The sequence below is a fragment of the Bradyrhizobium sp. SZCCT0148 genome (genome assembly GCF_018129985.1).
GTDB classification, from domain to species: Bacteria; Pseudomonadota; Alphaproteobacteria; order Rhizobiales; family Xanthobacteraceae; genus Bradyrhizobium; species Bradyrhizobium japonicum_H.
Genome location: NZ_JAFCKT010000010.1, coordinates 13,712 through 39,773, shown reverse-complemented (window position 1 = coordinate 39,773; position 26,062 = coordinate 13,712). Strand labels below are relative to the sequence as shown.

Genomic DNA, 26,062 nt, shown 5'->3' with positions numbered 1-26,062 from the left:
ACCCTTGGCCTGTTGCGGGCGATGTGGTAGATCGCGCTCGCCGCTTCCGATCGCCACACCAGACCGCCCGTAGCCCGCCAAAAGGCTGCGGCGGTGGAGATATTCGCAAGATGACCTTCGCCAAAACCGCCTCCGCGCCCGATTCGTTTTTCACCGCCTCGCTCGAGCAGGCCGACCCGGAAATCGCCACCGCCATCAAGGGCGAACTCGGCCGGCAGCGCCACGAGGTCGAGCTGATCGCCTCCGAGAACATCGTGAGCCGGGCCGTGCTGGAAGCGCAGGGTTCGGTGATGACCAACAAATACGCGGAAGGCTATCCGGGCGCGCGCTACTATGGCGGTTGCGAGTGGGTCGACGTCGCCGAGAACCTCGCGATCGACCGCGCCAAGAAGCTGTTCGGCGCCAAATTCGCCAACGTGCAACCGAACTCCGGCAGCCAGATGAACCAGGCGGTGTTCCTGGCGCTGCTGCAGCCCGGCGACACCTTCATGGGCCTCGACCTCGCGGCCGGCGGCCATCTCACCCACGGCTCGCCCGTTAACATGAGCGGCAAGTGGTTCAAGGCGGCGCACTACACCGTGCGCCGCGAGGACCAGATCATCGACATGGATGCGGTCGCCAAGCAGGCCGAAGAGGTCAAGCCGAAGCTGATCGTCGCGGGCGGCTCGGCCTATTCGCGCGCCTGGGACTTCAAGCGCTTCCGCGAGATCGCGGACAGCGTCGGTGCGTATCTGCTGGTCGACATGGCGCATTTCGCCGGCCTCGTCGCCGGCGGCGTGCATGCCTCGCCGGTGCCGCATGCCCACATCACCACGACGACGACGCACAAATCGTTGCGCGGTCCGCGCGGCGGCCTGATGCTGTGGAATGACGAGACGCTGACCAAGAAGTTCAACTCGGCGATCTTCCCGGGGCTGCAGGGCGGACCGCTGATGCATGTGATCGCGGCCAAGGCGGTCGCCTTCGGCGAGGCGCTGCGTCCGGACTTCAAGGTCTACGCCAAGAACGTCGTCGAGAACGCCAAGGCGCTCGCTGAAGCCATGAAGAGCCACGGCTTCGATATTGTTTCCGGCGGTACCGACAACCATCTGATGCTGGTCGATCTCAGACCCAAGGGCCTGAAGGGCAACGCCTCGGAGAAGGCGCTGGTTCGCGCTGCCATCACCTGCAACAAGAACGGCATTCCGTTCGATCCCGAGTCGCCGTTCGTCACCTCCGGTATTCGCCTGGGCACCCCGGCGGCGACCACCCGCGGCTTCGGCGTGGCCGAATTCCAGCAGGTCGGCGGCATGATCGCCGAGGTCCTCAACGCGATCGCGCAGTCCGACGACGGCAAGGCGCCGCTGGTCGAGGCCGCGATCAAGGAGCGGGTCAAGGCGCTCACCGATCGGTTCCCGATCTACCAGTAAGGCTTGGGTAAACGGATGCGCTGCCCGAACTGCAACAGTCTCGATACGCAGGTAAAGGACTCGCGTCCGACCGAGGACTCGTCCGTGATCCGCAGGCGGCGCGTGTGCGTCGCCTGCAATTTCCGCTTCACCACCTTTGAGCGCGTGCAGCTGCGCGAGCTCACCGTGGTCAAGCGCAATGGCCGCCGCGTGCCGTTCGACCGCGACAAGCTGATGCGCTCGGTGTCGATCTCGTTGCGCAAGCGGCAGGTCGAGCCGGAGCGCGTCGAGAAGATGGTCTCCACCATCGTGCGCGAGCTCGAGACCGGGGGCGAGGCCGAAATCTCCTCCGAGGTGATCGGCGAGACCGTGATGGAGCATTTGCGCACGCTCGACGACGTCGCCTACGTTCGTTTCGCCTCGGTCTACCGCAATTTCCGCGAGGCCAAGGATTTCGCCGATGTGCTCGGCGAGCTCTCCGGCGAGGAGGAAGCGCGGCTCGCCGCGATCCGCAAATGATCTTCCGTATCCTGGAAGATCAGTTCGCGCAGAAGGCCCGCGAGGCCAAGGACGCCGATCGCCGTTTCATGGAACTGGCCCTTGCGCTCGGCCGGCGCGGGCAGGGGCGGACCTGGCCCAATCCGGCCGTCGGCGCGGTCATCGTGAAGGACGGTGTCATCGTCGGCCGCGGCTGGACCCAGGCGGGCGGGCGTCCGCATGCCGAGCCCGAAGCCCTGCGACGGGCAGGCGAAGCCGCACGCGGCGCCACGCTCTACGTCACGCTCGAGCCTTGCTCGCATTTCGGCAGGTCGCCGCCCTGCGCCGACGCGGTGATCGCGGCCGGCATCAAGCGCGTGGTCGCGGCGATCGAAGATCCCAATCCGGTCGTCGCAGGCCAAGGCCACGCGCGGCTGCGCGCCGCCGGCATCAACGTGGATGTGGGCCTGTGCGCGGCGGAAGCCGCGTTCGACCATGCCGGGCATTTCCGCCGCATCCGGGACAAGCGCCCCCATGTGATCCTGAAGCTCGCAGTCTCGCCCGACGGCAAGATCGGCGCCGCCGGCGGCAAGCCGGTCGCGATCACGGGAGAGGCGGCGCGCAATCGCGTGCATCTGCTGCGCGCGCACAGTGATGCCATCCTGGTCGGTATCGGAACGGTGCTGGCGGACGATCCGCTTCTCACCTCCCGCCTGCCGGGCCTGGAAGCGCGTTCTCCGGTGCGAGTTGTCCTCGATCAGAATCTGCGCATTCCGGCCGCAAGCCAGCTGGTGCGCTCCGCGCGCGAGACGCCGCTCTGGGTGGTCGGTTCTGAACTCGCCGAAGCCGCCGCCGCGACCCGTCTTGGCGCTGCCGGCGCCCAGATCATCCGCGTACCGCCCGGGAGCGCGTCCGGGCTCGATCTTCCGTCCGTGCTCCATGCTCTGGCCGGGAAGGGCATCACGCGGCTGATGGTCGAAGGCGGCAGCCGGGTCGCCGCTTCGTTCATTGCCGCCGACCTCGTCGACGAAGTCTGGCTGTTCCGCGGAGCGGAAGCAGTCGGGCCCGGTGGGGTCGATGCGCTTGATGCATTGCCCCTGTCGAAAATCGCGCAGTCGCAGGCCTACAAGGTTCATGCTAGCGAAACATTCGACAAGGATACTCTCACTATCTACGAGCGCGCGTAATGTTCACTGGCATTGTCACCGATCTCGGCGAGATCGTCGGCTTCACGCCGACAGCGCAGGGGCAGCTGCACCGGCTGCGCATCGCCTGCCGCTATGACCGGACCACCATTGCCGACGGCGCCTCGATCGCCTGCAACGGCGTCTGCCTGACGGTGGTCGCCTCCGGCGTCGAAGGCGGCAGGACCTGGTTTGACGTCGATGCCGCGGCCGAGACGCTGGCGATGACGACGGCAAAGCACTGGAAGCTGGGCACACGGCTCAATCTCGAGCGGGCGCTGAAGATCGGTGACGAACTCGGTGGCCACATCGTCGCCGGGCATGCCGACGGTATCGCCACACTCGTCAGCCGCGAGGATCTGCCCGACATGGCGCGGTTCGAGCTGTCGACCACGCGGGAGCTGGCGCGCTTCATCGCCACCAAGGGCTCGATCACGCTCGACGGCGTCTCGCTGACGGTCAATACGGTGAAGGACGTGACGTTTTCGGTGCTGATCATCCCGCACACGCTCTCGGTCACGACGATTGGTGGCTGGAAGGCGGGCGACGAGGTCAATATCGAGGTCGATCTGATGGCCCGCTATGCGGCGCGGCTGACGGAAATGAAGTGACGGCGTACAAGGTCGTCATGCGCGGGCTTGACCGGCGCATCCATCCTCTTAAGAGGGGCTTACCCGATGAATTGCCGGGTCAAGCCCGGTAATGACAGAATAGGTTGACCATGGCAGACGCGCGGCGCGCACCCCTGAAGGACCAGACCGACATTTCCGGCGCGCGCGCGCTGATTGTCGAGGCGCGGTTCTATGACGATCTTCAGGACGCGCTCCTGGACGGCGCGGTGGCCGAGCTGAAGGCGGCCGGTGTGACGCATGACGTCATCACGGTTCCTGGCGCGTTGGAGATTCCGGCGGCGGTAGCGATCGCCGTCGACGCGGCTGCCGCCAACGGCAAGCCCTATGATGCGGCGATCGCGCTCGGCTGCGTCATCCGCGGCGATACCATTCATTTCGAGATCGTCTCGCAGGAATCCTCGCGCGCGCTGATGGACCTTGCGGTGGCGCGCAAGCTGCCGCTCGGCAACGGCATCCTCACGGTCAACAATGAGGACCAGGCCTGGGCGCGGGCGCGTGCCAGCGAGCTCAACAAGGGCGGAGATGCCGCGCGCGCGGCGATCGCGATGCTGCGCATCAAGCGCCGGCTGGCGCAGGCCTGATCATGGCTGACAACAAAAAGCCAGCGGGGCCGACGGAGAAGAAGGCGAATCGACGCGGTGCCGCACGGCTCGCAGCCGTGCAGGCGCTGTACCAGATGGACATCGCCGGCGCCGGCATCAACGACATCTTCGCCGAGTTCGAGAGCCACTGGCTCGGCAACGAGGTCGAAGGCGACACCTACCTGCCGGCCGAAGCTGCGTTCTTCCGAGACGTCGTCTCGGGCGTCGTGCGCGATCAGACAAAGCTCGATCCTCTGATTGATGAGGCGCTGTCGAAGGGCTGGCCCTTGAAGCGGATCGAAGCGATCCTGCGCGCGGTGTTGCGGGCAGGAGCCTATGAGCTGCAGCACCGCAAGGATGTGCCGGGCCGCGTCGTCGTCTCCGAATATGTCGATGTCGCCAACGCCTTTGTCGACCGCGAGGAGACCGGAATGGTCAACGCCGTGCTCGACCAGATCGGCCGCCAGTTTCGCGGCGACGAGTTCGGGCGGTAGTAGGGCTGAGGGGCGTCGCATTGAAGCAATACGCAAGCCCCATTCTCCGCTGCCATCACCCGCGAAGGCGGGTGATCCCGTACGCCGCGGCCTATCGATTTGACATGAACGTCTCTGGAATACTGGATCGCCCGGTCAAGCCGGGCGATGCCACCTGTTTGTGGGGCTAAGCCGGTGGCAAGTCCGCATAATCCGTCCCCAGAAGACTCCCTCATCGCACGCTATTTCAAGCCGCTGGCGACCGATCCCGGCGCGTTCGGCCTGGTCGATGATGCGGCGGTGCTGTCGTCGTCGGGCGACGACATCGTCGTCACCACCGACGCCGTCGTCGAAGGCGTGCACTATCTTGCCACCGATCCGCCTGACACGATCGCGCGAAAGGCGCTGCGGGTGAACCTGTCCGATCTCGCCGCCAAGGGCGCGGTGCCGGCCGGCTTCGTGCTGACGCTGGCGTTGCGCAGCAGGGAGGATGCCTGGCTGCGGCCGTTCGCGGACGCGCTGGGCGAAGATGCCAGAGAGTTCGCCTGCCCGCTGCTCGGCGGCGACACGGTGTCAACGCCGGGGCCGCAGATGATCTCGATCACCGCCTTCGGCCGCGTGCCGAAGGGGCGGATGGTCGGCCGCACCGGCGCGAAGCCAGGCGATCGCATCCTGGTAACCGGCACGATCGGGGATGCCGCGCTTGGCCTCGATGTGCTTACCGGCGGTGCCGCCGCGGCCGCGCTCGCGACCGATCCCGCTGCAAGGGATGCCCTGGTGTCACGCTATCGGGTGCCGCAGCCGCGCAACCCGCTGGCACAGGCCGTGCGCGATCATGCCACCGCGGCGATGGACGTCTCCGACGGCCTTGCCGGCGATCTGACGAAACTCTGCGCGGCGTCCGGGGTGTCGGCCACGGTCGATGTGGCGCAAGTGCCGCTCTCGGCCGCGGCAGCAGGCCTGATTGCCCGCAACGCCGTTTGCGTCGAGACGCTGCTTGCGGGCGGCGACGATTACGAGGTGCTGTGCACCGTGCCGCCGGCGCAGGCCGATGCGCTGATTGCCGCGGGGCGGGCGACCGGCCTTGCCGTCACCGCGATCGGCAGGATTATCGCGGGTCAGCGAGGGCCGCGCTTCCTGGACGGGCAGGGCCAGGAGTTGCTCTTGAGGCGGCTGTCCTACAGCCACTTCTAGGAATTGCTCCAAACCGGCATCATGGTTCTCGGCACTTCGCCTAAATACCTGCCGAGATCGGCGTTTTCCGCCTCATCCGGCGTTGCACCCTCAATTTGATTTTGGCAAGCTCGCGACCGACTGAGGCCGTCCCTTTTGGGCAAGGGGCGGCTTTGTTCGAAATCAAGGCGCCGCACCGCTCGACGGACAACAAAAGGCGCCGGGGGTACATCAAGGATCTGAGGCAAAAATCACATGACAGCATTATGGTTGATTGTGCTCTGCGGAGTGCTTTCCGTCGTCTACGCGATTTGGGCGACGTCTTCGGTGTTGAGCGCGGATGCGGGGTCGCCGCGCATGCAGGAGATCGCGGCGGCGGTCGCGGAGGGGGCACAGGCGTATCTGCGGCGCCAGTACACGACGATCGCCATCGTCGGCGTGGTTATCTTCGTCCTGCTGGTCTATTTCCTCGGAATCTACGTCGCTATCGGCTTTCTGATCGGCGCCGTCCTGTCGGGGGCGGCCGGCTTCATCGGCATGAACGTCTCGGTCCGCGCCAATGTGCGGACTGCGCAAGCCGCAACGACGTCACTCGCCGGCGGCCTCGAACTCGCTTTCAAGGCAGGCGCGATCACCGGCATGCTGGTGGCAGGTCTCGCATTGCTCGGCGTGACGCTCTATTTCGGCTTCCTGGTGCACTCGCTGAAGCTTGCGCCTGACAGCCGTGTCGTCATCGACGCCCTGGTGGCGCTCGGCTTCGGCGCCTCGCTGATCTCGATCTTCGCCCGTCTCGGCGGCGGCATCTTCACCAAGGGTGCGGACGTCGGCGGCGATCTCGTCGGCAAGGTCGAAGCCGGCATTCCCGAGGACGATCCGCGCAACCCCGCAACCATCGCCGACAACGTCGGCGACAACGTGGGCGACTGCGCCGGCATGGCCGCCGACTTGTTCGAGACCTATGCGGTGACCGCGGTCGCCACCATGGTGCTCGCTGCGATCTTCTTCGCCAAGACGCCGATCCTCGCCAACATGATGACGCTGCCGCTCGCGATCGGCGGCATCTGCATCATCACCTCGATCATCGGCACCTTCTTCGTCAAGCTCGGGCCGAGCCAGTCGATCATGGGCGCGCTCTACAAGGGCCTGATCGCAACCGGCGTCCTGTCGCTGATCGGCATCGCCGGCGTGATCTACAGCCTGATCGGCTTCGGCAAGCTTGATGGCGTCGACTACACCGGCATGGCGCTGTTCGAATGCGGCGTGGTCGGCCTCGTCGTCACCGCGCTGATCATCTGGATCACCGAATACTACACCGGCACCGACTATCGGCCGGTGAAGTCGATCGCGCAGGCCTCGGTGACCGGCCACGGCACCAACGTGATCCAGGGCCTCGCCGTCTCGATGGAGGCGACCGCGTTGCCTGCGATCGTGATCATCGCCGGCATCCTGGTTACCTACAGCCTTGCCGGCCTGTTCGGCATCGCGATCGCGACGGCCACCATGCTGGCGCTGGCCGGCATGATCGTCGCGCTCGACGCGTTCGGTCCAGTGACGGACAACGCGGGCGGCATCGCCGAGATGGCCGGCCTGCCGAAGGAGGTGCGCAAGTCGACCGACGCGCTCGACGCGGTCGGCAACACCACCAAGGCAGTGACGAAGGGCTACGCGATCGGTTCCGCCGGTCTCGGTGCGCTCGTGCTGTTTGCGGCGTACAACCAGGACCTCAAGTTCTTCGTTGCAGACTCAGCGCATCATCCCTACTTCGCCGGCGTCAATCCGGACTTCTCGTTGAACAATCCCTACGTCGTGGTGGGCCTGCTGTTCGGCGGCCTGCTGCCGTACCTGTTCGGCGCGATGGGCATGACCGCGGTGGGTCGTGCGGCGAGCGCGATCGTCGAGGAGGTCCGGCGCCAGTTCCGCGAGAAGCCGGGCATCATGCAGGGTACCGACAAGCCTGACTATGGCAAGGCGGTCGACCTGCTGACCAGGGCGGCGATCAAGGAGATGATCATCCCCTCGCTGCTCCCGGTGCTGTCGCCCATCTTCGTCTATTTCGTGATCTATGCGATCGCGGGTGGCGGCGTGGCCGGCAAGTCGGCGGCGTTCTCGGCCGTCGGCGCCATGCTGCTCGGCGTGATCGTGACCGGCCTGTTCGTCGCGATCTCCATGACCTCAGGCGGCGGCGCCTGGGACAACGCCAAGAAGTACATTGAGGACGGTCATTTCGGCGGCAAGGGCTCTGATGCCCACAAGTCGGCAGTGACCGGCGACACCGTCGGCGATCCCTACAAGGACACGGCGGGTCCCGCGGTGAACCCGATGATCAAGATCACCAACATCGTGGCCCTGCTGCTGCTGGCGATCCTGGCGCACTGAGCGACGCAGACGAGACAAGACAAACCCCGCGGCGCGAGCCGCGGGGTTTTTCGTTGTGGACGTCGCTTTGTCTGCGTTGTTCGCCTGACGCTGCGAGCTCACGAAGTGATGCGCTGCAGATCCGGGACGACGTTCGCGCGGCCGGGTCCCCGGTCAGCGGAGCAGTGTTATGCTGCCCTGCGTCCGGGGCACGAGCCTACTGGACGTCCATTTGCAGCCCTTCCTTCTGGATGATTCCGGCGAACTTCTTCGTCTCGGCATCCACGAAAGCGGCGAACTGTTCTGGCGTGCCGTAGTCGGCGCGGGCGCCCATGGCAGCGATCTGCTTCTTGATGTCGTCGCGCTCCAGCATCGCCTTGACCTGGAGATTGAGCGCACTCAGCACCTCGGGCGAGACGCCCTTCGGCAGGAACACCGAGAACCACGACGAAACGTCGAAATTCGCCAGCTCCGGCGCGGTCTCGCGCATGGTCGGCAGGTCTTTCGCAAGGTCGCTGCGCTCGGTCGTGGTGACGCACAGACCGTTGAGCGTGCCGTTCTGCACCTGCGGCAGGCTCGGATAAAGATTGTCGAACAGGATCTGGATGTCACCGGCGAGCGCGGCCTGGAGCGCCGGGCCCGCACCACGGAACGGGATGTGCGTCATCTTCAGGCCGGTGAGCTGGAGGAACCAGGCGCCGGTGAGGTGAGGGCTCTGGCCGACGCCGGAGGAGGCGTAGCTGAGCTTGTCCGGATTGGCCTTGAGATAGGCGATCAGCTCGGCGATCGACTTGATGCCGGTCTTCGGATGCGCCGACACGATGTTCGGGATCCGGATCATGTTGGAGACCGGCTGGAGCTGGTCCGGCTTGTAGGTCAAATTCTTGAATATGCTGTAGGCGATCGCGTTCGGACCGGGATTGCCCACCAGGATGGTGTGGCCGTCAGGCTTGGCGCGAACCACCTCGGCCGTGCCGATGGTGCCGCCGCCGCCGGAGCGGTTTTCCACGACGGCCGACTGGCCCCAGGCTGTCTGGAGATGCGCGGCCAGGAGCCGGCCCAACACGTCGGTCGAGCCGCCGGCTGCGGCCGGCACGACGAGACGGACGGTTTCGGTCGGCTTCCAGTCGGCAAGGCTCGATCGCGGCAGGATCGCTGCAGCCGTAAGGCCGGCCGCACCGGTGAGCACGCGACGTCGGGATAGCAAATTTATGGGCACGAATCCTCTCCCTGCTTCTTGTTTTGCAGGGAGCGTAGGGAACACGGCGCGCGACGGCAAGCCGCATGCGACCGCAACGGCTGCAACGACAGCGGCAGGACGCCGCAGGTGCGATCCTCAGTTAAAGCTGAGCAGCTTGAACAGCGGCGTGAGGTAGCTCATTTCCTGACCCGAGGTCGGCGTGGTTCGGCTGATGAAGTCGAAGATCTTGCCGTCCTGCAGGCCGTAATTCGCCAGCCGGCGCACGCGCCGGTTCTTGTCGAAATAGATCGCGATGACGCGCTGATCGACCACCCTCTGATTCATGAAGGCGACCATGCGCTCCGAGCGCTGCGAGATGTAATAGAACACCTCGCCGTCAAGGGTGGCGACGGTGGAGGGCGTGCCCATCACGATCAGCACCTGGTCCTGGCTCGCGCCGATCGGAATCTGCTCCAGCGCGCCGGGCGGCAGGATGTAGCCCTTCTGGAATTGCTCGCCGGTGCAGCCGGTGAGCGCGGCGCCGACCAGGGCGACGGCGGCCAGCATGCGCAAACCGCGCCAGCGTGCATGAAGGCCGCGCCGCTTATCCGCGCGCAGGCTGGTCTGGTTCGTTATCGTCATAGCGGAACTGATTCCGTCCCCTTGCGTCGCGCGAGGCGCTGAAGTACCGGGCTGGGCGTCTGAATGCAACACGCGCGCGCCCGCTTGCGGAAACCACAATGCTTTGGCCGTTCAATCACTTCAGGAAACCCCGGCTAACCCCGCGCGGCACCATTGAAGCCATCTATGGCATGATCGTGACGCAGGCGCGAGAACCCATATTTTACCGTGACTTGGGCGTGCCCGATACGGTTAACGGGCGTTTCGACCTGTTGCTGCTGCATCTCTGGTTGCTGCTGCGGCGCCTGCGTACGGTTCAGGGCGCCACCGCAGGCGCCTCGGAGCTGTCGCAGGCGCTGTTCGACCGCTTCTGCGAGGACATGGACGACAATCTGCGCGAGATGGGGGTCGGCGACCAGACGGTGCCGAAGCGGATGCGGGCCTTCGGCGAGGCATTTTACGGCCGCGTCCAGGCCTATGACCAGGCCGTCGAGGCCGGCGGCGAGGCCCTGGCAGAGGCGATCTGCAAGAATATCTTGAACGGGACCGGACTGGACCGGGCGAAGCGGCTCGCGGCCTATGCGCGGGCCAGCGAGGCCGAGCTCGGCCGGGCCGACGAGGCTGCGCTGCTGCGCGGCGCCTTCAGGTTTCCTCCAGCGCTTTCCGAGGGTGATACGCCATGAGCCGACCAAATGCCGGATCCGACGATCCCGATCCCTGGCGGGTCCCCATCGTCGTTGCGCAGATCCCCGACACCGGCCTGCACCGCAAGCTCGAGGCCTCGGCCGCCGAGCGGCAGGCGATGGCGGAGGCCGGTGGCCTGCGCGAGATCCTGTCCGCTCAGGCCGACTTCGATGTGGTGCCCAGGAGTGGCGGCCGCGTCCAGGTGACCGGCAGCGTCCGGGCCCGAATCGGCCAGACCTGCGTGGTCACGCTCGATCCGATCGAGAGCGAGGTCGATGAGGAGGTCGATCTGACGTTCGCCCCCGAGGCCGAGGCGCGCCGCCTGGCCGACCTGATCGCGGAGAGGCGGGACGACAAGGACCCGTCGGAGGTCGCCGACCCACCGGAGCCGATCGTCAACGGCATCATCGATCTCGGCCGCCTCGCCACCGACGCCCTGTTCCTGGCGGTCGATCCCTATCCCCGGAAGGAGGGGGTCGTGTTCGAGGCGGAGGTCACCGCCCCCGATCCGGAGGACCACCCGTTCGCGGTCCTGAAGGCGTTGCAAGACAAGAAGCAGGACAAGAAGAAAGGCAAATAGCTGGGCATTCCCGGGAGCAGCGCTTTGCAACGGGGCGCGAGGTGGTTGCGTCAGTGGTTTGAAAGGCAAGCCTATCTATCTGACTTCAATGTGTTTCCTCTGAACTTGCCGTTTTGCGACCGGATGCCTTGAAAGCAAAAGGCTGGGGGCAAGAGGTTGTTTCGGGGTAACAAAACGCTATTGTCGCGCCCCGGTCGGGGCGCGGCGTGGCGCTCGACCGATCGCCATGTCAGTGGCGAACCCCATTCTGCGGCCCCGCTCGTTCAAGACCGCACCAGACCAGGTTTCCGGGACTTTTATGCCAAGCAAGGTTCGCATCGCGCTGGACGCCATGGGGGGCGACGCCGGCGCCGCCGTGGTCATTCCAGGCGCCGCCATCTCGCTTCAGAAGCATCGGGAGACCGAGTTCCTGCTGGTCGGGAACCGCGCCATGATCGAGCCCGAGCTCGAGAAGCATCCCGCGCTCAGGGCCGCCTCGAAGATCATCCACACCGACGTGGCCGTCAGTGGCTCGGACAAGCCGAGCCAAGCGCTGCGGCGCGGCCGCAAGACCTCCTCGATGTGGCTTGCCATCGACGCCGTGAAGAAGGGCGAGGCGGATGTCGTGGTCTCCGCCGGCAATACCGGCGCGCTGATGGCGATGTCGCGCTTCCATCTGCGCACCTTGCCCGGGGTCGACCGTCCGGCAATCACCGGGATATGGCCGACCAAGCGAGGCGAATCCGTCGTGCTCGACCTCGGCGCAACCATTGGCGGCGACGCGCACCATCTGGTGTCGCTCGCGGTGATGGGCGCCGCGATGGCAAGCGTGCTGTTCGACAAGCCGCGCCCCACGGTCGGGCTGCTCAATATCGGGGTCGAGGAGATCAAGGGGCACGAGGAGATCCGTGAGGCCGGTGAAATCCTGCGCGCCAGAAACCTGCCGGAACTCGACTATATCGGTTTCGTCGAGGGTGACGGCATCGGCAAGGGGCATGCCGACGTCATCGTGACCGAAGGCTACAGCGGCAATATCGCGCTCAAAGCTGCCGAGGGAACCGCGCGGCAGATGGCGGAATTGCTGCGCGAAGGAATGCAGCGGAGCTGGATGACCAAGCTTGGCTATCTCCTGGCGCGGGACGCCTTTCAGGCGCTGCGCAGCAAGATGGACCCGAACAAGTCCAACGGGGGCGTGTTCCTGGGGTTGAACGGATTGGTGGTCAAGAGCCATGGCGGAATCAGCGCCGAAGGCTTTGCCTCTGCGATCAATGTTGGCTATGAGATGGTCAAATTCGATCTCCTGAACAAGATCAATCAGATGCTCAACCGCGAGGGTGGTGCACTCAATTCCGTGCAGCCCGCGCCGGAGGATGTTTCGTGACTCAAATTCGTTCGGTCGTGCTCGGCTGCGGCTCTTATCTGCCGGAGCAGGTGGTGACCAACGCCCAACTGGCGGCGCGTATCGACACCTCCGACGAGTGGATCGTGCAGCGCACCGGCATCCGCGAGCGGCATGTCGCAGGCGAGGGCGAGTTCACCTCGCATCTGGCGATCAAGGCGGCGCAGGCTGCGCTGACCGACGCCGGCCTGGATGCGCAGTCGATCGACCTGATCGTGCTGGCGACCTCGACGCCGGACAACACGTTTCCCGCGACCGCCGTCGCCGTGCAGCACGGCCTCGGCATCAACCACGGCGCAGCGTTCGACCTTCAGGCGGTGTGCTCTGGCTTCGTGTTCGCGCTCGCCACCGCCGACAATTTCCTGCGCACCGGCGCCTTCAAGCGCGCGCTGGTGATCGGCGCGGAGACCTTCTCGCGCATCCTCGACTGGAACGATCGCGGCACCTGCGTGCTGTTCGGCGACGGCGCGGGCGCGGTGGTGCTGGAGGCGCAGGAGCAGCCGGGCAAGGCTGCGACCGATCGCGGCATCGTCACCACGCATCTGCGCTCCGACGGCCGCCACAAGGCAAAACTGTTCGTCGACGGCGGCCCGTCCTCGACCCAGACCGTCGGCCATCTGCGCATGGAAGGCCGCGAGGTCTTCAAGCATGCGGTCGGCATGATCACCGACGTCATCGTCGACGCCTTCGAGGCGACCGGACTCAATGCCGACAGCATCGACTGGTTCGTGCCGCACCAGGCCAACAAGCGAATCATCGACGCGTCCGCGCACAAGCTGCATATCGCGCCGGAGAAGGTGGTGCTGACGGTGGACCGCCACGGCAACACCTCGGCTGCCTCGATTCCGCTGGCGCTGTCGGTGGCGCGCAAGGACGGTCGCATCAAGCGCGGCGACATGGTTCTGATGGAGGCCATGGGCGGCGGCTTCACCTGGGGCTCGGCGATGGTGCGCTGGTAGAGCCACAGTCGATAAAATTTTGCCGGAATTTGCCGCGATTATCGATGCGCCTGCATTGATGAGCGCTGTTGACCGCCGTATCGTAAGCTCATAATTTCAGACAACAATTGTTCGCCGTGATGTGGGGCAGGGCGATGACCGATCAAAGTAAAACCGTAACGCGTGTCGATCTGTGCGAAGCCGTCTACCAGAAGGTGGGCCTGTCGCGCACGGAATCGTCCGCCTTCGTGGAACTCGTGCTCAAGGAGATCACCGACTGCCTGGAAAAGGGCGAGACGGTGAAGCTGTCGTCGTTCGGGTCTTTCATGGTCCGCAAGAAGGGCCAGCGCATCGGTCGTAACCCGAAGACCGGCACCGAGGTGCCGATCTCGCCGCGCCGGGTCATGGTGTTCAAGCCGTCGGCCATCCTGAAGCAGCGGATCAACGGCCAGCACCGCGCCAATGGCGACGGTAGCAAGGTTCAACCGGAGGCTTAAGTCGCCTCGCGCAAAGGATTTGGCATTTGGACAAGGCGCCGGATGCGTTCCGAACCATCAGCGAAGTAGCGCAGGAACTCGACATTCCGCAGCACGTGCTGCGGTTCTGGGAGACCCGGTTCTCCCAGATCAAGCCGATGAAGCGCAGCGGCGGCCGTCGCTATTACCGCCCCGACGACGTCGACCTGCTCAAGGGCATCCGCCGCCTGCTCTACGGCGAGGGCTACACCATCCGCGGCGTGCAGCGGATCCTGAAGGAGCATGGCGTCAAATCGGTGCAGGGCCTCGCCGACAGCGCCGCCGCGGTTTCGTTCGGCGCCATCGAGGATGCCATCGGCGCCAGCCTGATGGAGCCCGAGGACGAGGATGCGCCGATCAAGGGCGTCACCGACAGCGACGAGGACGACTACCAGGGTGATGAAGAGGAAGGCATCGACTTCCGCTTCACCGAGGTCGACGACGAGGACATCCTCACCACCTTCCGCAAGGGCGGCACGACTGCCGCGGCCCCGGCCGGCCCCAGCGCACTGGACCGGGAACGGCTCGGCCGCGTCCTTGCCGACCTCGTCGCCTGCCGCGAGATGCTGGATCAGGCGCTGAAGGACGGCTGACAGGCATTTTTAGCCGCATTGCGGGCAGTTCCGGCGACTGTGGGCAGGGACGGCAAAATGCTGCGGCCTCGCCTTGCGCATCGCGCCGATCCTAGCTAATGGAACGACGTTCGGAGCGTGGCGCAGCCCGGTTAGCGCACTAGTCTGGGAGACTAGGGGTCGGAGGTTCAAATCCTCTCGCTCCGACCAAATTCAGCAAGTATTTCAGTGTCTTGCGTAATCGGCGATATTGCCCCTTAACCCGCGATATCGCTGGGGCAAGGCGGGGGCAAGGAATTGGGCAGTGCTCTGTCCGGGCGTCCACGCGAATCGCCAATCCAGTTTTCAGATTTGGAGTAGCGCGGTGCCCCGTAGCGCCGAAATTGGCTGAATACCGCCTAACGCGGAGGGACCAGTTTTCACGGCATTAGGCGGGCGCGAGATATGCAAGCCAAAGCGCAGCGGATCGAAAACTCAAGTCTCGGCTTGAGGCTTCCCAAATGCTCGAAGAACTTTCGACCATTGGACTGAAGGGCCGCGCTGGATGTGCTCAGATTCGGCGGCTACAATCGCTGATTGGCGGGGAGCTACCTCGCACTCATTGCCTGTAAAGAATTCAGAAGATTACCGTGATTGGGGTTCGGGCGGGGGATGAATAAGCGAGGGTTGAGCGAGCGCGACATTTGCACAAAGTTTATCACGCCTGCACTGCGCAGCGCAGGCTGGGATGAAATGCTGCAAATCCGCGAGGAAGTCGGTTTCACAAAGGGCCGTATCATTGTTCGCGGCAAGCTTGTCAGTCGCGGCCGAGCTAAGCGAGCAGACTATGTCTTGTATTATAAGCCCAACATCCCGCTGGCGCTGATTGAAGCCAAGGACAACACGCATTCGGTCGGCGACGGAATGCAACAGGGCCTCGACTACGCCGCGACGCTGGATATTCCCTTCGTGTTTTCCTCGAATGGCGACGGCTTCATCTTTCACGACCGCACAGGCCTGAGCGCGCCTGTCGAGACGAGCCTCGGCCTTGACGCCTTTCCGTCGCCCGCCGATCTGTGGGCGCGCTATCGCGCATGGAAGCGCCTCGACGCTGAAGCCGAACAGATTGTGCTTCAGGATTATTACGATGATGGGAGCGGTGAGGCCAAACGCTACTATCAAGTCATCGCAATCAATCGCACCATCGAGGCGATAGCGAAAGGGGCAAACCGCGTTTTGCTCGTGATGGCCACGGGAAGTGGGAAGACGAGAACCGCCTTCCAAATCATCTGGCGGCTGTGGAAGGCGGGCCGCAAGAAGCGTATCCTGTTTCTGGCGGATCGCAATGTGCTAATCGACCAAACGATGGTGAACGATTTTCGCCCCTTCGGCGCGGCGATGGCGAAGCTTTCCACCAATTCAAAGACCATCGAGCGGCAGGATGGCACTACGGTTGATTTGACGCTGGCGCTCGACAAGAAGCGGCGGATCGACACCGCTTTTGAGGTCTATCTCGGGCTCTATCAGGCGATTACCGGGCCGGAGGAGCGGCAGAAGCTCTATCGCGAGTTCTCGCCCGGCTTCTTCGATCTGATCGTCGTCGACGAATGCCATCGTGGCAGTGCTGCGGCAGATTCGGCGTGGCGGGAAATCCTCGACCATTTTTCCGACGCGACCCAGATAGGCCTTACCGCCACGCCGAAAGAAACCGAATACGTTTCCAACACCGATTATTTCGGCGAGCCAGTCTTCACTTATTCGCTGAAGCAGGGGATCAACGACGGCTTTCTCGCGCCCTACAAGGTCATCAAGGTTCACATCGACCGCGACGTGGAAGGCTATCGCCCCGAGCTCGGGCAGCTCGACCGCGACGGCAATGAGATCGAGGACCGAATTTACAATACCAAGGACTTCGATCGCAGCATCGTGCTCGACGACCGCACCCTGCTGACGGCGAAAAAGATCACCGAGTTCCTCAAAGAAAGCGGCGACCGCTTCCAGAAAACCATCGTGTTCTGCGTCGATGAGGAACACGCGGCGCGAATGCGGCAAGCGCTGGTTAATGAGAACGCCGATTTGGTCGCGGAAAACCAGCGCTACGTGATGCGCATCACGGGCAGCGACAAGGAAGGCCAGGATCAGCTCGGTAACTTCATCGACCCGGAATCGAAATATCCCGTGCTGGTAACGACCTCACGGCTCTTGTCGACGGGTGTCGATGCGCAGACCTGCCGGCTGATCGTGCTCGACCGGGCGGTCGGCTCGATGACCGAGTTCAAGCAGATCGTCGGGCGTGGGACCCGCATTCACGAAGACACAAAAAAGTTCTATTTCACGCTAATCGACTTTCGCGGCGCAACCGCGCATTTCGCAGACCCAGATTTCGACGGCGAACCGGTACAGATTTACGAGCCGGGAGAAGACCAGCCGATCGCGCCGCCCGACGATGCACCGACGACGGCCGAGGGCGATGACGCAATCCCCCCGGCTCCCGGCGAGGACGAAACCATCATCTATCAACCGGGCATGCCGACGTCACCCGGTGGAGGCCAACGCAAGATTTATGTCGATGGCGTCGGCGCTCGCATCCTCGCTGAACGAGTCGAATATCTCGACGAAAACGGCAAGCTCGTCACCGAGTCGCTGTGCGATTTCACCAGGAAGGCGCTGAAGAGGCGCTTTGCTAGTCTCGATGATTTTCTCAAACGCTGGAAATCGGTCGATCGCAAGCAGGCGATTGTCGAGGAATTGGAAGCAGAGGGGCTGGCCCTCGATGCCCTGGCTGATGAAGTTGGTAAGAACCTCGACCCGTTCGACCTCATCTGTCATGTTGCATTCGACAGAGAGCCGCTGACCCGCCGCGAGCGGGCCGACAACGTCAAGAAGCGCGACGTATTCAGTAAATACGGGGGGCAGGCTCGTGCGGTGCTCGACGCGCTTTTAGCCAAGTACGCCGACGAGGGTGTGCTCAACCTCGACGACGCGAATATTCTGCGGGTTCCACCGCTCAGCACGCTTGGTACTCCCTTGCAGCTCATCAAGGCGTTCGGTAACCGCGAGGATTTCGAGCGGGCCGTGCACGAACTGCAATCATCTCTCTATCAGGAAGTCGTCTGACCATGTCCGTTCGTACTACCGTCAAATCCATTCAGGACATTATGCGCCAGGATTCTGGCATTGATGGTGATGCGCAACGCATCAGTCAGTTGTGCTGGATGTTCTTTCTGAAGATCATAGACGATCAGGATCAAGAACTAGAAGTCACGCAGGACGGCTACCGCTCGCCGATCCCGAAGAAGTACCAGTGGCGAGCCTGGGCGGCGAACCCTGAGGGGATCACCGGCGAGGCGCTGCTCATGTTCATCAACGGGGATCTTTTCCCCGCACTGAAAGGCCTCTCTGTCTCGACGAAACCCGGTGACCGTCGCCGCGTGGTCAAAGACGTTTTCGAAGACGCTTACAACTACATGAAGTCTGGCCAGCTGATGCGGCAGGTCGTGAACAAGATCAACGAGGTCGATTTCAATAATCTGGCCGAGCGGCAGCATTTCGGCGATATCTATGAGCAGGTCCTCAACGATCTGCAATCGGCCGGCAATGCAGGCGAGTACTATACGCCGCGCGCCGTGACCGCCTTCATGGTGGATCGAATCGACCCGCATCCCGGGGAACTCTTGTTCGATCCCGCCTGCGGTACCGGCGGCTTTCTTACCTGCGCCATCCGTCACATGGAGAAGAACTACGTCAAGACACCCAAGCAGCGCGACAAGATGCAGGGCGCGTTACGCGCAGTAGAGAAGAAGCCGCTTCCCCACATGCTCTGCGTTACCAACATGCTGCTGCACGGGGTCGAAGACCCGAGCTTCGTACGTCACGACAACACGCTGGCCCGGCCACTCATTTCATGGGGCAAGGATGAGCGCGTCGATATCGTGCTCACTAATCCACCGTTCGGGGGGCGCGAGGAGGACGGAATCGAGAACAATTTCCCGACGTTCCGAACCAAGGAAACGGCAGATCTCTTCCTCGCCCTGATAGTTCGCCTGCTGAAAACGGACGGCCGCGCAGCTGTAGTGTTGCCAGACGGCACGCTGTTCGGCGACGGCGTCAAGACGCGGCTCAAGGAGCATTTGATGGAGGAATGCAATCTCCACACCATTGTCCGCCTGCCCAATTCCGTGTTCAAGCCTTATGCTGCGCTGGGCACGAACCTTTTGTTCTTCGAGAAAGGTTCGCCGACAAAGGACATCTGGTTCTATGAGCATCGGGTGCCAGAGGGCCAAAAGGCCTATTCGATGACCAAGCCGATCAGGCTGGAGCACTTTCAACCTTGCATCGACTGGTGGGGCGGCAATGCGCGCGAGGGTCGCGAGGAGACGCCGCAGGCGTGGCGTGTCACCGCTGAGGATGTTCGAGCGCGCGGCTACAATCTCGACATTAAGAACCCGCACGCAGTGGCTGACAATTATGGTGACCCGAAAACCCTGTTGGCGGACCTTGCTGTCGCCGAAGCTGCGACAGTCGCATTACGGGACCAGTTGAAATCGATCCTCGCTGAGGCGCTTGCCCGATGAGTGCAGAACGCCTGTTGGCGCATTACGATCGGATCGCCGACGCGCCAGACGCAATCGTCCAATTGCGCCGCCTCATTCTTGATCTGGCGGTTCGGGGCAAACTCGTGCCGCAAGAGCCGAACGACGAACCGGCGTCGGAGCTACTGAAGCGAATAGCTAACGAGAGGGCTCGGCTAATTAAGGTTGGCGAGATCCGAGATAAGCCTTCCCTCGAGAGGGTCGCAAATGCTGACGCGGCCTATCCAATTCCTTTGGCATGGGAATGGGTGCGATTTGCCAATATCGCTGACTTCTCTGCTGGACGAACGCCTTTACGCAATGACACGTCGTTTTGGAATACCGGCGATTATGCTTGGGTGAGCATCGGCGACATGGAGGACGGCCAAGTTCTTACAAGCACCAGGGAAACAGTCAGCGAAAAGGCGCGTGAAAAAGTTTTCGGATCGGAGCCGGAACCGCCTGGGACTATTCTCATGAGCTTCAAGCTCACGATCGGGAAAATCGCAAGGCTTGGGCTTCCGGCCTTTCATAACGAAGCGATCATTTCGATCCGGCCTCACCTCGCAGAACTGGACGCATATCTTTTCAAAATTCTTCCGAAATTTGCAAAGCAGGGAGACACCAAGGGCGCTATCAAGGGCGCAACACTCAATCGCGATTCAATCTCGAATATCTTGCTTCCCCTCCCACCACTCGGTGAGCAAGACCGCATCGTGTCTAAGATCGACGAGTTGATGGGATTATGTGATCAGTTGGAGACGGCGCGGGGAAGACGCGAGGGTATACGCGACCGATTGGCTGGGGCGAGCCTCCTCCGGCTCAACGCGCCTGATTCCGATAACTTTGAATTTGACGCGCGCTTCGCACTTGATGCGCTGCCTGCTCTCACAACGCGCCCTGACCAGATCAGGCAACTGCGTCAAACCATCCTGAACCTCGCCGCGCGTGGAAAGCTCGTGCGGCAGGACTCGAACGATGAACCGGCCTCAGAATTGCTGAAGCGGATCGCGGGAGAGCGGGCTGAACTCGTCAAGAAAAAGGAGATCAGGCGTGAAGATCCACTTGATCCCGTCCAGTCCGCTGAAGTTCCGTTTGATGTGCCGGCAACGTGGGTCTGGTCCCGCATTGGAGACGCTGTTCTCTTCACCCAGTATGGAACCTCTCAACAAGCGAGGCCTTCAGCCGATGGGGTACCTGTACTTACCATGGGCAATGTCCAAGATGGCTTGGTTGTCTGGAGCAATGAGAAGCGAATCCCTCAAAGCTCCGAAGATTTGCCTGCGCTTTATCTGCGGAAATTCGATCTTCTGTATAACCGCACAAACAGTGCCGAGCTTGTAGGAAAGACTGGAATCTATCTTGGTGACGATGGCGTGCGGACATTTGCCTCGTACTTGATCCGACTTCGCCCCTCGCTCCTGTCGAGCAATCCCAGATACTTGAACATAGCAATGAACGCGCCCGAGTTCCGCCAAACGCAGATCGTTCCGCTTATTAAGAAGCAAACTGGGCAAGCAAACGTGAACGGAACGGCTCTTAAGAACATGCTCATTCCGCTTCCACCCCTCGCGGAGCAGGAACGCATCGTCACCATGGTTGATTCGCTCATGGCGATCTGCGATCGGCTGGAGGCGAACCTTACCGCTGCCGCTATCATCCGCCGTCGCCTACTCGACGCGCTGTTGGCCGAAGCCGTGGCGCCGAACGACGACCGCGAACTGGAGGCTGCGGAATGAGTGCCCTGTGAGAAGGTCAGCGCCGACAAGTCTGTTTCGTGCCGACCTGAAGCTCGCCGGAAACTCGTGATCAATTAGACCTAGGCCGTGTACCCATAAACCCGGCGGCGTAATGCGACCAAAGCAATGTCTGCTTTGCCCCTATAGCGACCGACTTCGGGCGGCAGCACAATATATCGCGATGCGCCAACCGCGAACATCACCGCTTCGTTCGTCTTTGGACTGAACTTACAATTTCCGCCGCTGCGTTTTGAAGCTCGGCCAGATGATGAGCTGCGAAGGCTTCGATGGAGAACGCTTTTTTGAGCCAGAGCATGTTGATCGCTCCCAGCACGCGGGGACCATCGCGCAGGGGAACCGCGATCGAAAACAAGCCGTCCGAGTGCGGCGGCCCACCATAATAGCCCCCGCTGTGCATTGAGTTGCGTATGCCATAACCGCGCTCCCGCACCTCATCGAGAATAACGTTGAGCCGCCCCGGTTCACGTGCAAGCCGGTCTTCGGGACGGCTCGATTTGCGAAGTAAATCGAGCACGCGTTGACGTTCTTTCGTCGGACAGTACGCAAGATAGGCTGTCCCGACGGCAGACCACAGCCAGTTGACAGGCAGTCCGATCCGCTCCTGCTGCAACAGGAAGGGACTCCGGGCCCGAGTCGTTTCGCGGATTTGCATGTGATCGCCTGCGGGCACCATCAAATCTGATGGCCAGGAGACGCGCTCGCACAAGCGCTCCAGGATCGGCGCCGCGGCTTCCGCTATCCGGTCGTGATGTTCGCGACGCGAGGGTGCATGCGAAAGCATGGCACCGATCCGGTAACGCCCGTCACCAAGCCTCCGCGTCACAATACCTGATCGGGCGCAGGTGTGCAGGATGCGCAGTATGCTTGGTTTCGAGATGCCCGTGAGGAGGTAAAGCTCCTGCAGCGACGAATCCGGCTGCATCTGGAGCGCTTGCAGAACGCGTAATCCGCGTTCCAAGCTCTTGATAACTTTTGGCCCGGACATCGAGTGACCTCACACGTTCCACGGCGTGAAACGTACCATTTCACACTGCGGAACGCATGCCGATTTTTCTAGCTCGGCGCGAACAGGGGGCCGAACCTGGCGTGCGTGCTGAAGTTCACTTTCATCGTTTGATGGAGACTTCCATGACATCTCACCTGTTTCGCCACTCCACCGTCTTATCCGTTCCGATCCTGGCTCTGCTTGCCGCCACAGGATTGGCGCAGTCATCCTTCCCAACGGGGACGATTCGGTTCGTCGCGCCTAACTCGGCTAGTACCCCGCCCGACATCATCAGCCGCATTATTTCGAGGGAACTAACAGAATCCGAAGGTTGGCGGGTTATTGTGGAGAACCGGCCGGGCGGCGTCACCACGATTGCGGCGAGCGACGTCCTGAACCAGCCGTCGGACGGCAACAGCCTCTTTGCGATGTCTGTACCATCGGTTGCAGCACCGTCGCTGGTGCCGAAAATCGCGTACGACCTAAGCAAGGACTTCGACCCTGTCATCAAGGCTACCGTCTCCTACAATGTGCTGGTCGTGAATCCATCGGTGCCGGCCACGACGGTGGCCGAGCTGGTAGCGCTGCTGAAAAGCCAGCCGGACAAGTTGACGTTCTCCTCGGGTGGCTTCGGCACGCCCGCACATCTTATCGGCGAGCAGTTCAAGCAGCAGACCGGTACGCGCGCCCAGCACGTTCCCTACGCGCAATTTTCGCAAGCGATCGGCGATTTGCTCAACGGCACAAACACGTTTCAGTTCATCACCGTATTGCCGGTCGTTGACCTGATTAAGACGGGCAAGCTGCGCGCTTTGGCGGTGACTGGTCCGAAGCGTGTCCCGGCCCTTCCCGACGTCCCAACCATCATCGAAGCTGGCTATCCCTCTCTTGTGGTTGAGGACTGGACGGGTTTCGCGGTCAAGCACGGCACGCCCAAGGAAACTGTCGCGCGGCTTAATGCAGCGATTAACAAGGCGCTGCAAAAGCGATCGGTCCAGGAAGCGCTGGCAAAGATTGGCGCCGAACCGGCTGGCGGCACGCCGGAGCAATTTGGCCGCATGGTCGGCGACCAGGTCGCGCACTGGTATCAAATCGTCTCCGGCGCCGGCATAAAGGTAGAGTAGCAATGACCGCTGATTTCCGGGTGACGCTGCTCGGGACGGGGGTACCGATCCCCCATCCCGACCGGTTCGGGCCCAGCACGTTAATCGAGGCCGGCGGCCACACTCTCCTTATCGACGCCGGCCGCGGTGCTACGATGAGGCTATTTCAGCTCGGCGTTCCCATAGGCAGCATCGATGCACTCTTGCTCACGCATTTTCATTCCGACCACACTACAGGGATTCCAGACCTCTGGCTTACCGGCTGGCTGAGCTCTTATTTCGGCAACCGCCGGCGGCCTCTTAATGTGATCGGACCCGTCGGCACCGCCAAGCTGATGCATCATATTGAAGCAGCCTATGCGCACGATATCGACATCAGGGTCGCGGATGAGAAGCTCACCCGTGAGCACGCCGCTATCGACGTGAAGGAATTTGCTGATGACGGCGCCGTTTATCAGGCCGGCGACCTAAGGGTTGTTGCCTTCGCCGTCGACCATGGTGAGGCCATTAAGCCGGCTTACGGCTATCGAATCGAATACCAAAATCGGGTTGCCGTGATCTCCGGTGACACCCGCTACAACGTCAATGTGCTGCGCTACGGCGCCGGCGCTGACCTGCTGGTGCATGAGGTCGCCATGGCGCGGCCGGAACTTTTGTGCGAAGTTTACATCCGGCGCATTCTCAATCATCACACCTCGCCTCAGGAGGCTGGGCGCGTGTTTGCGCAGACCAAGCCGAAAATGGCCGCTTTTACCCATCTCGTCATGCTCGCGAGTAAGACCGTCGCGGCGCCTGCTATAGCCGATCTAGTAGCGGCGACACGCGAGACCTATTCCGGGCCGCTTGTCGTCGGCGAAGATCTGTCTAGCTTCGAGATAGGCGAGACAGTTACAATCGGACGTTCAAAATCGGTGATCTGAATATGTCCGCTTGGGGTCATTTTCGACCCATTTGGCAGAGATAGAGGACTGGTTGATGTCCGCTCCTGTCCGTAAGCGCCGTGCCAAGAGCGGGCCAGGAGCGTTGCGTTTGGCCGGGCTGCCGTGATTCAAACTCCCGAACTGGGGGCTCGAATCATGCGCTACGAACTCGCCGACCATGAATGGACCGCCATTAAGCCGATGCTACCGAACAAGCCGCGTGGCGTTCCTCGGGTGAACGACAGACGGGTCCTGAATGGCATCTTCTGGGTCCTCCGATCAGGAGCACCCTGGCGTGATCTGCCGACGGCGTTTGGCCCATACACCACTTGCTACAACCGCTTCGTTAGGTGGCGGCGGGCCGGTGTTTGGGGCCGTATCATAGAAGCGCTTGCCACTGCCCATGATGCCGCTGTCCAGATGATCGACACCTCCATTGTCCGCGTGCATCAGCATGGAGCCTGCATCACAAGGAACCAGCGCCAATCGATGGGAAGGTCGCGCGGCGGCTTGACGAGCAAAATCCATGCGGTAGTCGATGGCAATGGTCTGCCGATACGGCTGGCGCTGAGCCCGGGCGAGGCCCATGACGTTCGACTCGCCGGAAAACTTCTGTCTCGTCTAAAATCCGGGTCAATGCTGCTTGCCGACCGTGGGTATGATGCGGACTGGATCCGGGAGCTTGCCATGAAGAAGGGCGCGTGGGCCAACATCCCGCCGAAAAGCAATCGCAGCGATCCGATCTGCTTCAGCCCCTATCTCTATCGTGCTCGCAACCAGGTCGAGCGGTTCTTCAACAGGATCAAACAATGTCGTCGGGTGGCGACGCGCTACGACAGGCTTGCCGCCAACTACCTGGCATTCGTTCAACTTGCGTCAATCAGGCTATGGCTGCGCCTTAATGAGTCCGCGTCCTAGCTTTCCTCGCCAAGCAGAAGGCGTTCGACTGTCAGATTAGAGTGGGACACCGGGCGAGGTATTCGATCGAACCAAAGGGAGCCAAGAGACTAGCATGAAGGTGTTTATCGCCAACTTTGGTCGTGAGAATTATGCTTGGCCAGAGTGTCTATCGCGAAGCACAATCGCCACGATGAACGACGTGTCAGTGCAGGGCTTCTGGGAAGTCGGTGATCGCGAAAACTACATCCAAAACCGGATGAAGAATGACAAGACAGCTGCAGGAATAACTCCGACACGCCCTGTCGCGTCCCGTTGGTTTAATCTGATGACCACGATCGTTGAAAGCGCAGGCGATGTCTGGATCCACAGAGAAAAGGATAGGTTGTGGTGGACAACTTCGCTTGCGGAAGCTCCAATGTTCGAAAAATTGAAAGAACCTGTTGGAAATCATCGTGACGTGATCATCTGCCATAAGGCTTGTGAAGCTTGGTCGAACAAAAATCGCCGGGGCAACAGACTTGATTGGAGTGGACTTCATCCTCGGGCGCGAGAGTTCCTCTTTACAGAAGGTACGCTGCAACAACTCAAGCCCTCCAATGCCGAATATGCACAGACATTGATTGAAGGTGGCGATTTATCTCCTTGGCACGATCTTCGGGAGTGGCAAGTCAAGGCAAGTCGGAGAAGGGTGAACCCGGGAATTACGTTCAACGCGCGTCAGAAATCGATCGCATACATGGCGATGATGGCGAAGGGGACCGTAGCCAGATCGAACGGTCAGCAAGTGCTACGAACAGTCAAGAATAAGGAACTTCGCATTCCGGAAAATCAGCTTGAGACTTACTTGGCTGCCTTACTTGAGGCGCAAGAGGGTCTCTGCGCGATTACAGGCCTCCAACTTCAATTTCATGGAGACGAAGACGACAAAGAATTGCTTTGCTCCCTGGATCGGATCGACAGTAATGGCCACTACGAGATCGGCAATCTTCAGATAGTGTGCCAATTTGTTAACCGCTGGAAGAGTGACGGCGATGATGGCCAGTTTCGCCAACTGATCGAGCTGGTTCGAGAAGTCGATATCCGTTAGGGCGGCCCCTGGATCTCGCCCACCCA

General features: G+C 62.1%; 24 protein-coding genes and 1 tRNA gene. 22 read left to right on the top strand and 3 right to left on the bottom strand.

Features of this window, described 5'->3' with window-relative positions; all coding sequences use genetic code 11:
- The first annotated feature begins 110 nt into the window (after positions 1 to 110).
- The 8 genes from glyA to JQ580_RS25095 all read left to right on the top strand — a co-directional run bounded on the left by glyA (position 111) and on the right by JQ580_RS25095 (position 8,284).
- Positions 111 to 1,409 (top strand): serine hydroxymethyltransferase, encoded by a 1,299-nt coding sequence (glyA, locus tag JQ580_RS25130; protein ID WP_212282888.1) that lies wholly within the window; start codon positions 111 to 113, stop codon positions 1,407 to 1,409.
- A gap of 15 nt (positions 1,410 to 1,424) precedes the next feature.
- Positions 1,425 to 1,907: a transcriptional regulator NrdR gene (gene nrdR, locus JQ580_RS25125; RefSeq protein WP_094891832.1), complete on the top strand. Its 483-nt coding sequence runs from the start codon at positions 1,425 to 1,427 to the stop codon at positions 1,905 to 1,907.
- Positions 1,904 to 3,052 carry a bifunctional diaminohydroxyphosphoribosylaminopyrimidine deaminase/5-amino-6-(5-phosphoribosylamino)uracil reductase RibD gene (gene ribD, locus JQ580_RS25120; RefSeq protein ID WP_212282887.1) on the top strand — a complete coding sequence of 383 codons (1,149 nt, stop codon included), beginning with the start codon at positions 1,904 to 1,906 and terminating at the stop codon, positions 3,050 to 3,052. Before nrdR ends, ribD begins: the two co-directional genes overlap by 4 nt.
- Positions 3,052 to 3,660: a riboflavin synthase gene (locus tag JQ580_RS25115; protein ID WP_212282886.1), complete on the top strand. Its 609-nt coding sequence runs from the start codon at positions 3,052 to 3,054 to the stop codon at positions 3,658 to 3,660. The genes ribD and JQ580_RS25115 overlap by 1 nt, the downstream gene beginning before the upstream one ends.
- A 110-nt stretch (positions 3,661 to 3,770) precedes the next feature.
- On the top strand, positions 3,771 to 4,262 hold the full coding sequence (gene ribH / locus JQ580_RS25110; RefSeq protein WP_212282885.1) for a 6,7-dimethyl-8-ribityllumazine synthase: 492 nt from the start codon (positions 3,771 to 3,773) through the stop codon (positions 4,260 to 4,262).
- 2 nt (positions 4,263 to 4,264) lie between these two features.
- Positions 4,265 to 4,756, top strand: coding sequence for a transcription antitermination factor NusB (nusB, locus tag JQ580_RS25105; RefSeq protein ID WP_212282884.1), 492 nt, complete (start codon positions 4,265 to 4,267; stop codon positions 4,754 to 4,756).
- A gap of 174 nt (positions 4,757 to 4,930) precedes the next feature.
- On the top strand, positions 4,931 to 5,929 hold the full coding sequence (thiL, locus tag JQ580_RS25100; RefSeq protein ID WP_311982482.1) for a thiamine-phosphate kinase: 999 nt from the start codon (positions 4,931 to 4,933) through the stop codon (positions 5,927 to 5,929).
- Positions 5,930 to 6,163: 234 nt separating this feature from the next.
- Positions 6,164 to 8,284, top strand: a complete 2,121-nt coding sequence (locus JQ580_RS25095) for a sodium-translocating pyrophosphatase (RefSeq protein WP_212282882.1) — start codon at positions 6,164 to 6,166, stop codon at positions 8,282 to 8,284.
- Between the two features lie 196 nt (positions 8,285 to 8,480).
- On the opposite strand, the gene JQ580_RS25090 is transcribed toward JQ580_RS25095, so the two are convergent.
- Both JQ580_RS25090 and JQ580_RS25085 read right to left on the bottom strand, forming a co-directional pair.
- Entirely contained in the window at positions 8,481 to 9,482 is a 1,002-nt protein-coding gene (locus JQ580_RS25090; protein WP_212282881.1) for a Bug family tripartite tricarboxylate transporter substrate binding protein, read from the bottom strand.
- Between the two features lie 117 nt (positions 9,483 to 9,599).
- Positions 9,600 to 10,085: an outer membrane protein assembly factor BamE gene (locus JQ580_RS25085; protein ID WP_212282880.1), complete on the bottom strand. Its 486-nt coding sequence runs from the start codon at positions 10,083 to 10,085 to the stop codon at positions 9,600 to 9,602.
- A gap of 98 nt (positions 10,086 to 10,183) precedes the next feature.
- Between JQ580_RS25085 and JQ580_RS25080 the strand changes: the two genes are divergently transcribed.
- From JQ580_RS25080 to JQ580_RS25035, 10 genes are all read left to right on the top strand, one after another.
- Positions 10,184 to 10,747, top strand: coding sequence for a ubiquinol-cytochrome C chaperone family protein (locus JQ580_RS25080; protein WP_212282879.1), 564 nt, complete (start codon positions 10,184 to 10,186; stop codon positions 10,745 to 10,747).
- Entirely contained in the window at positions 10,744 to 11,328 is a 585-nt protein-coding gene (locus JQ580_RS25075; protein ID WP_212282878.1) for a YceD family protein, read from the top strand. Before JQ580_RS25080 ends, JQ580_RS25075 begins: the two co-directional genes overlap by 4 nt.
- A gap of 298 nt (positions 11,329 to 11,626) precedes the next feature.
- On the top strand, positions 11,627 to 12,688 hold the full coding sequence (gene plsX, locus JQ580_RS25070; protein ID WP_212282877.1) for a phosphate acyltransferase PlsX: 1,062 nt from the start codon (positions 11,627 to 11,629) through the stop codon (positions 12,686 to 12,688).
- Entirely contained in the window at positions 12,685 to 13,665 is a 981-nt protein-coding gene (locus JQ580_RS25065) for a beta-ketoacyl-ACP synthase III (RefSeq protein WP_212282876.1), read from the top strand. The genes plsX and JQ580_RS25065 overlap by 4 nt, the downstream gene beginning before the upstream one ends.
- A 134-nt stretch (positions 13,666 to 13,799) precedes the next feature.
- The gene (locus tag JQ580_RS25060; protein WP_212282875.1) at positions 13,800 to 14,141 is read left to right on the top strand and encodes an integration host factor subunit alpha; all 342 of its coding nucleotides are present in this window, start codon (positions 13,800 to 13,802) and stop codon (positions 14,139 to 14,141) included.
- Positions 14,142 to 14,167: 26 nt separating this feature from the next.
- Positions 14,168 to 14,752, top strand: coding sequence for a MerR family transcriptional regulator (locus JQ580_RS25055; protein WP_212282874.1), 585 nt, complete (start codon positions 14,168 to 14,170; stop codon positions 14,750 to 14,752).
- A 111-nt stretch (positions 14,753 to 14,863) separates the two neighbouring features.
- Positions 14,864 to 14,941, top strand: a tRNA-Pro gene (locus JQ580_RS25050).
- 441 nt (positions 14,942 to 15,382) lie between these two features.
- Positions 15,383 to 17,827 carry an EcoAI/FtnUII family type I restriction enzme subunit R gene (gene hsdR, locus JQ580_RS25045; RefSeq protein WP_212282873.1) on the top strand — a complete coding sequence of 815 codons (2,445 nt, stop codon included), beginning with the start codon at positions 15,383 to 15,385 and terminating at the stop codon, positions 17,825 to 17,827.
- A gap of 2 nt (positions 17,828 to 17,829) precedes the next feature.
- Entirely contained in the window at positions 17,830 to 19,284 is a 1,455-nt protein-coding gene (locus tag JQ580_RS25040) for an N-6 DNA methylase (RefSeq protein WP_212282872.1), read from the top strand.
- Positions 19,281 to 21,020, top strand: a complete 1,740-nt coding sequence (locus JQ580_RS25035) for a restriction endonuclease subunit S (protein ID WP_212282871.1) — start codon at positions 19,281 to 19,283, stop codon at positions 21,018 to 21,020. The genes JQ580_RS25040 and JQ580_RS25035 overlap by 4 nt, the downstream gene beginning before the upstream one ends.
- A 199-nt stretch (positions 21,021 to 21,219) precedes the next feature.
- Here JQ580_RS25035 and JQ580_RS25030 read toward each other — a convergent pair whose 3' ends face one another.
- Entirely contained in the window at positions 21,220 to 22,026 is an 807-nt protein-coding gene (locus JQ580_RS25030; RefSeq protein WP_212282870.1) for a helix-turn-helix domain-containing protein, read from the bottom strand.
- A gap of 143 nt (positions 22,027 to 22,169) precedes the next feature.
- Here JQ580_RS25030 and JQ580_RS25025 point away from each other — a divergent pair, with 143 nt between their 5' ends.
- The 4 genes from JQ580_RS25025 to JQ580_RS25010 all read left to right on the top strand — a co-directional run bounded on the left by JQ580_RS25025 (position 22,170) and on the right by JQ580_RS25010 (position 26,036).
- Positions 22,170 to 23,150, top strand: a complete 981-nt coding sequence (locus JQ580_RS25025; protein ID WP_212282869.1) for a Bug family tripartite tricarboxylate transporter substrate binding protein — start codon at positions 22,170 to 22,172, stop codon at positions 23,148 to 23,150.
- Positions 23,151 to 23,152: 2 nt separating this feature from the next.
- Complete coding sequence (locus tag JQ580_RS25020; RefSeq protein ID WP_212282868.1) at positions 23,153 to 24,049, top strand: MBL fold metallo-hydrolase; 897 nt, start codon at positions 23,153 to 23,155, stop codon at positions 24,047 to 24,049.
- Between the two features lie 156 nt (positions 24,050 to 24,205).
- Entirely contained in the window at positions 24,206 to 24,967 is a 762-nt protein-coding gene (locus JQ580_RS25015; RefSeq protein ID WP_212282867.1) for an IS5 family transposase, read from the top strand.
- 94 nt (positions 24,968 to 25,061) lie between these two features.
- On the top strand, positions 25,062 to 26,036 hold the full coding sequence (locus JQ580_RS25010) for a hypothetical protein (RefSeq protein WP_212282866.1): 975 nt from the start codon (positions 25,062 to 25,064) through the stop codon (positions 26,034 to 26,036).
- Positions 26,037 to 26,062: the final 26 nt, after the last annotated feature.

What these genes read in the sequence shown, in the direction of transcription:
- plsX (WP_212282877.1), top strand. Translation starts at nt 11,627, where the DNA reads ATGCCAAGCAAGGTTCGCATCGCGCTGGACGCCATGGGGGGCGACGCC.
- JQ580_RS25080 (WP_212282879.1), top strand. Translation starts at nt 10,184, where the DNA reads ATGCTTTGGCCGTTCAATCACTTCAGGAAACCCCGGCTAACCCCGCGC.
- JQ580_RS25015 (WP_212282867.1), top strand. Translation starts at nt 24,206, where the DNA reads ATGCGCTACGAACTCGCCGACCATGAATGGACCGCCATTAAGCCGATG.
- JQ580_RS25040 (WP_212282872.1), top strand. Translation starts at nt 17,830, where the DNA reads ATGTCCGTTCGTACTACCGTCAAATCCATTCAGGACATTATGCGCCAG.
- ribD (WP_212282887.1), top strand. Translation starts at nt 1,904, where the DNA reads ATGATCTTCCGTATCCTGGAAGATCAGTTCGCGCAGAAGGCCCGCGAG.
- JQ580_RS25025 (WP_212282869.1), top strand. Translation starts at nt 22,170, where the DNA reads ATGACATCTCACCTGTTTCGCCACTCCACCGTCTTATCCGTTCCGATC.
- JQ580_RS25030 (WP_212282870.1), bottom strand. Translation starts at nt 22,026, where the DNA reads ATGTCCGGGCCAAAAGTTATCAAGAGCTTGGAACGCGGATTACGCGTT.
- nrdR (WP_094891832.1), top strand. Translation starts at nt 1,425, where the DNA reads ATGCGCTGCCCGAACTGCAACAGTCTCGATACGCAGGTAAAGGACTCG.
- JQ580_RS25060 (WP_212282875.1), top strand. Translation starts at nt 13,800, where the DNA reads ATGACCGATCAAAGTAAAACCGTAACGCGTGTCGATCTGTGCGAAGCC.
- JQ580_RS25035 (WP_212282871.1), top strand. Translation starts at nt 19,281, where the DNA reads ATGAGTGCAGAACGCCTGTTGGCGCATTACGATCGGATCGCCGACGCG.
- JQ580_RS25095 (WP_212282882.1), top strand. Translation starts at nt 6,164, where the DNA reads ATGACAGCATTATGGTTGATTGTGCTCTGCGGAGTGCTTTCCGTCGTC.
- JQ580_RS25085 (WP_212282880.1), bottom strand. Translation starts at nt 10,085, where the DNA reads ATGACGATAACGAACCAGACCAGCCTGCGCGCGGATAAGCGGCGCGGC.
- nusB (WP_212282884.1), top strand. Translation starts at nt 4,265, where the DNA reads ATGGCTGACAACAAAAAGCCAGCGGGGCCGACGGAGAAGAAGGCGAAT.
- hsdR (WP_212282873.1), top strand. Translation starts at nt 15,383, where the DNA reads ATGAATAAGCGAGGGTTGAGCGAGCGCGACATTTGCACAAAGTTTATC.
- JQ580_RS25010 (WP_212282866.1), top strand. Translation starts at nt 25,062, where the DNA reads ATGAAGGTGTTTATCGCCAACTTTGGTCGTGAGAATTATGCTTGGCCA.
- JQ580_RS25075 (WP_212282878.1), top strand. Translation starts at nt 10,744, where the DNA reads ATGAGCCGACCAAATGCCGGATCCGACGATCCCGATCCCTGGCGGGTC.
- JQ580_RS25115 (WP_212282886.1), top strand. Translation starts at nt 3,052, where the DNA reads ATGTTCACTGGCATTGTCACCGATCTCGGCGAGATCGTCGGCTTCACG.
- ribH (WP_212282885.1), top strand. Translation starts at nt 3,771, where the DNA reads ATGGCAGACGCGCGGCGCGCACCCCTGAAGGACCAGACCGACATTTCC.
- glyA (WP_212282888.1), top strand. Translation starts at nt 111, where the DNA reads ATGACCTTCGCCAAAACCGCCTCCGCGCCCGATTCGTTTTTCACCGCC.
- JQ580_RS25020 (WP_212282868.1), top strand. Translation starts at nt 23,153, where the DNA reads ATGACCGCTGATTTCCGGGTGACGCTGCTCGGGACGGGGGTACCGATC.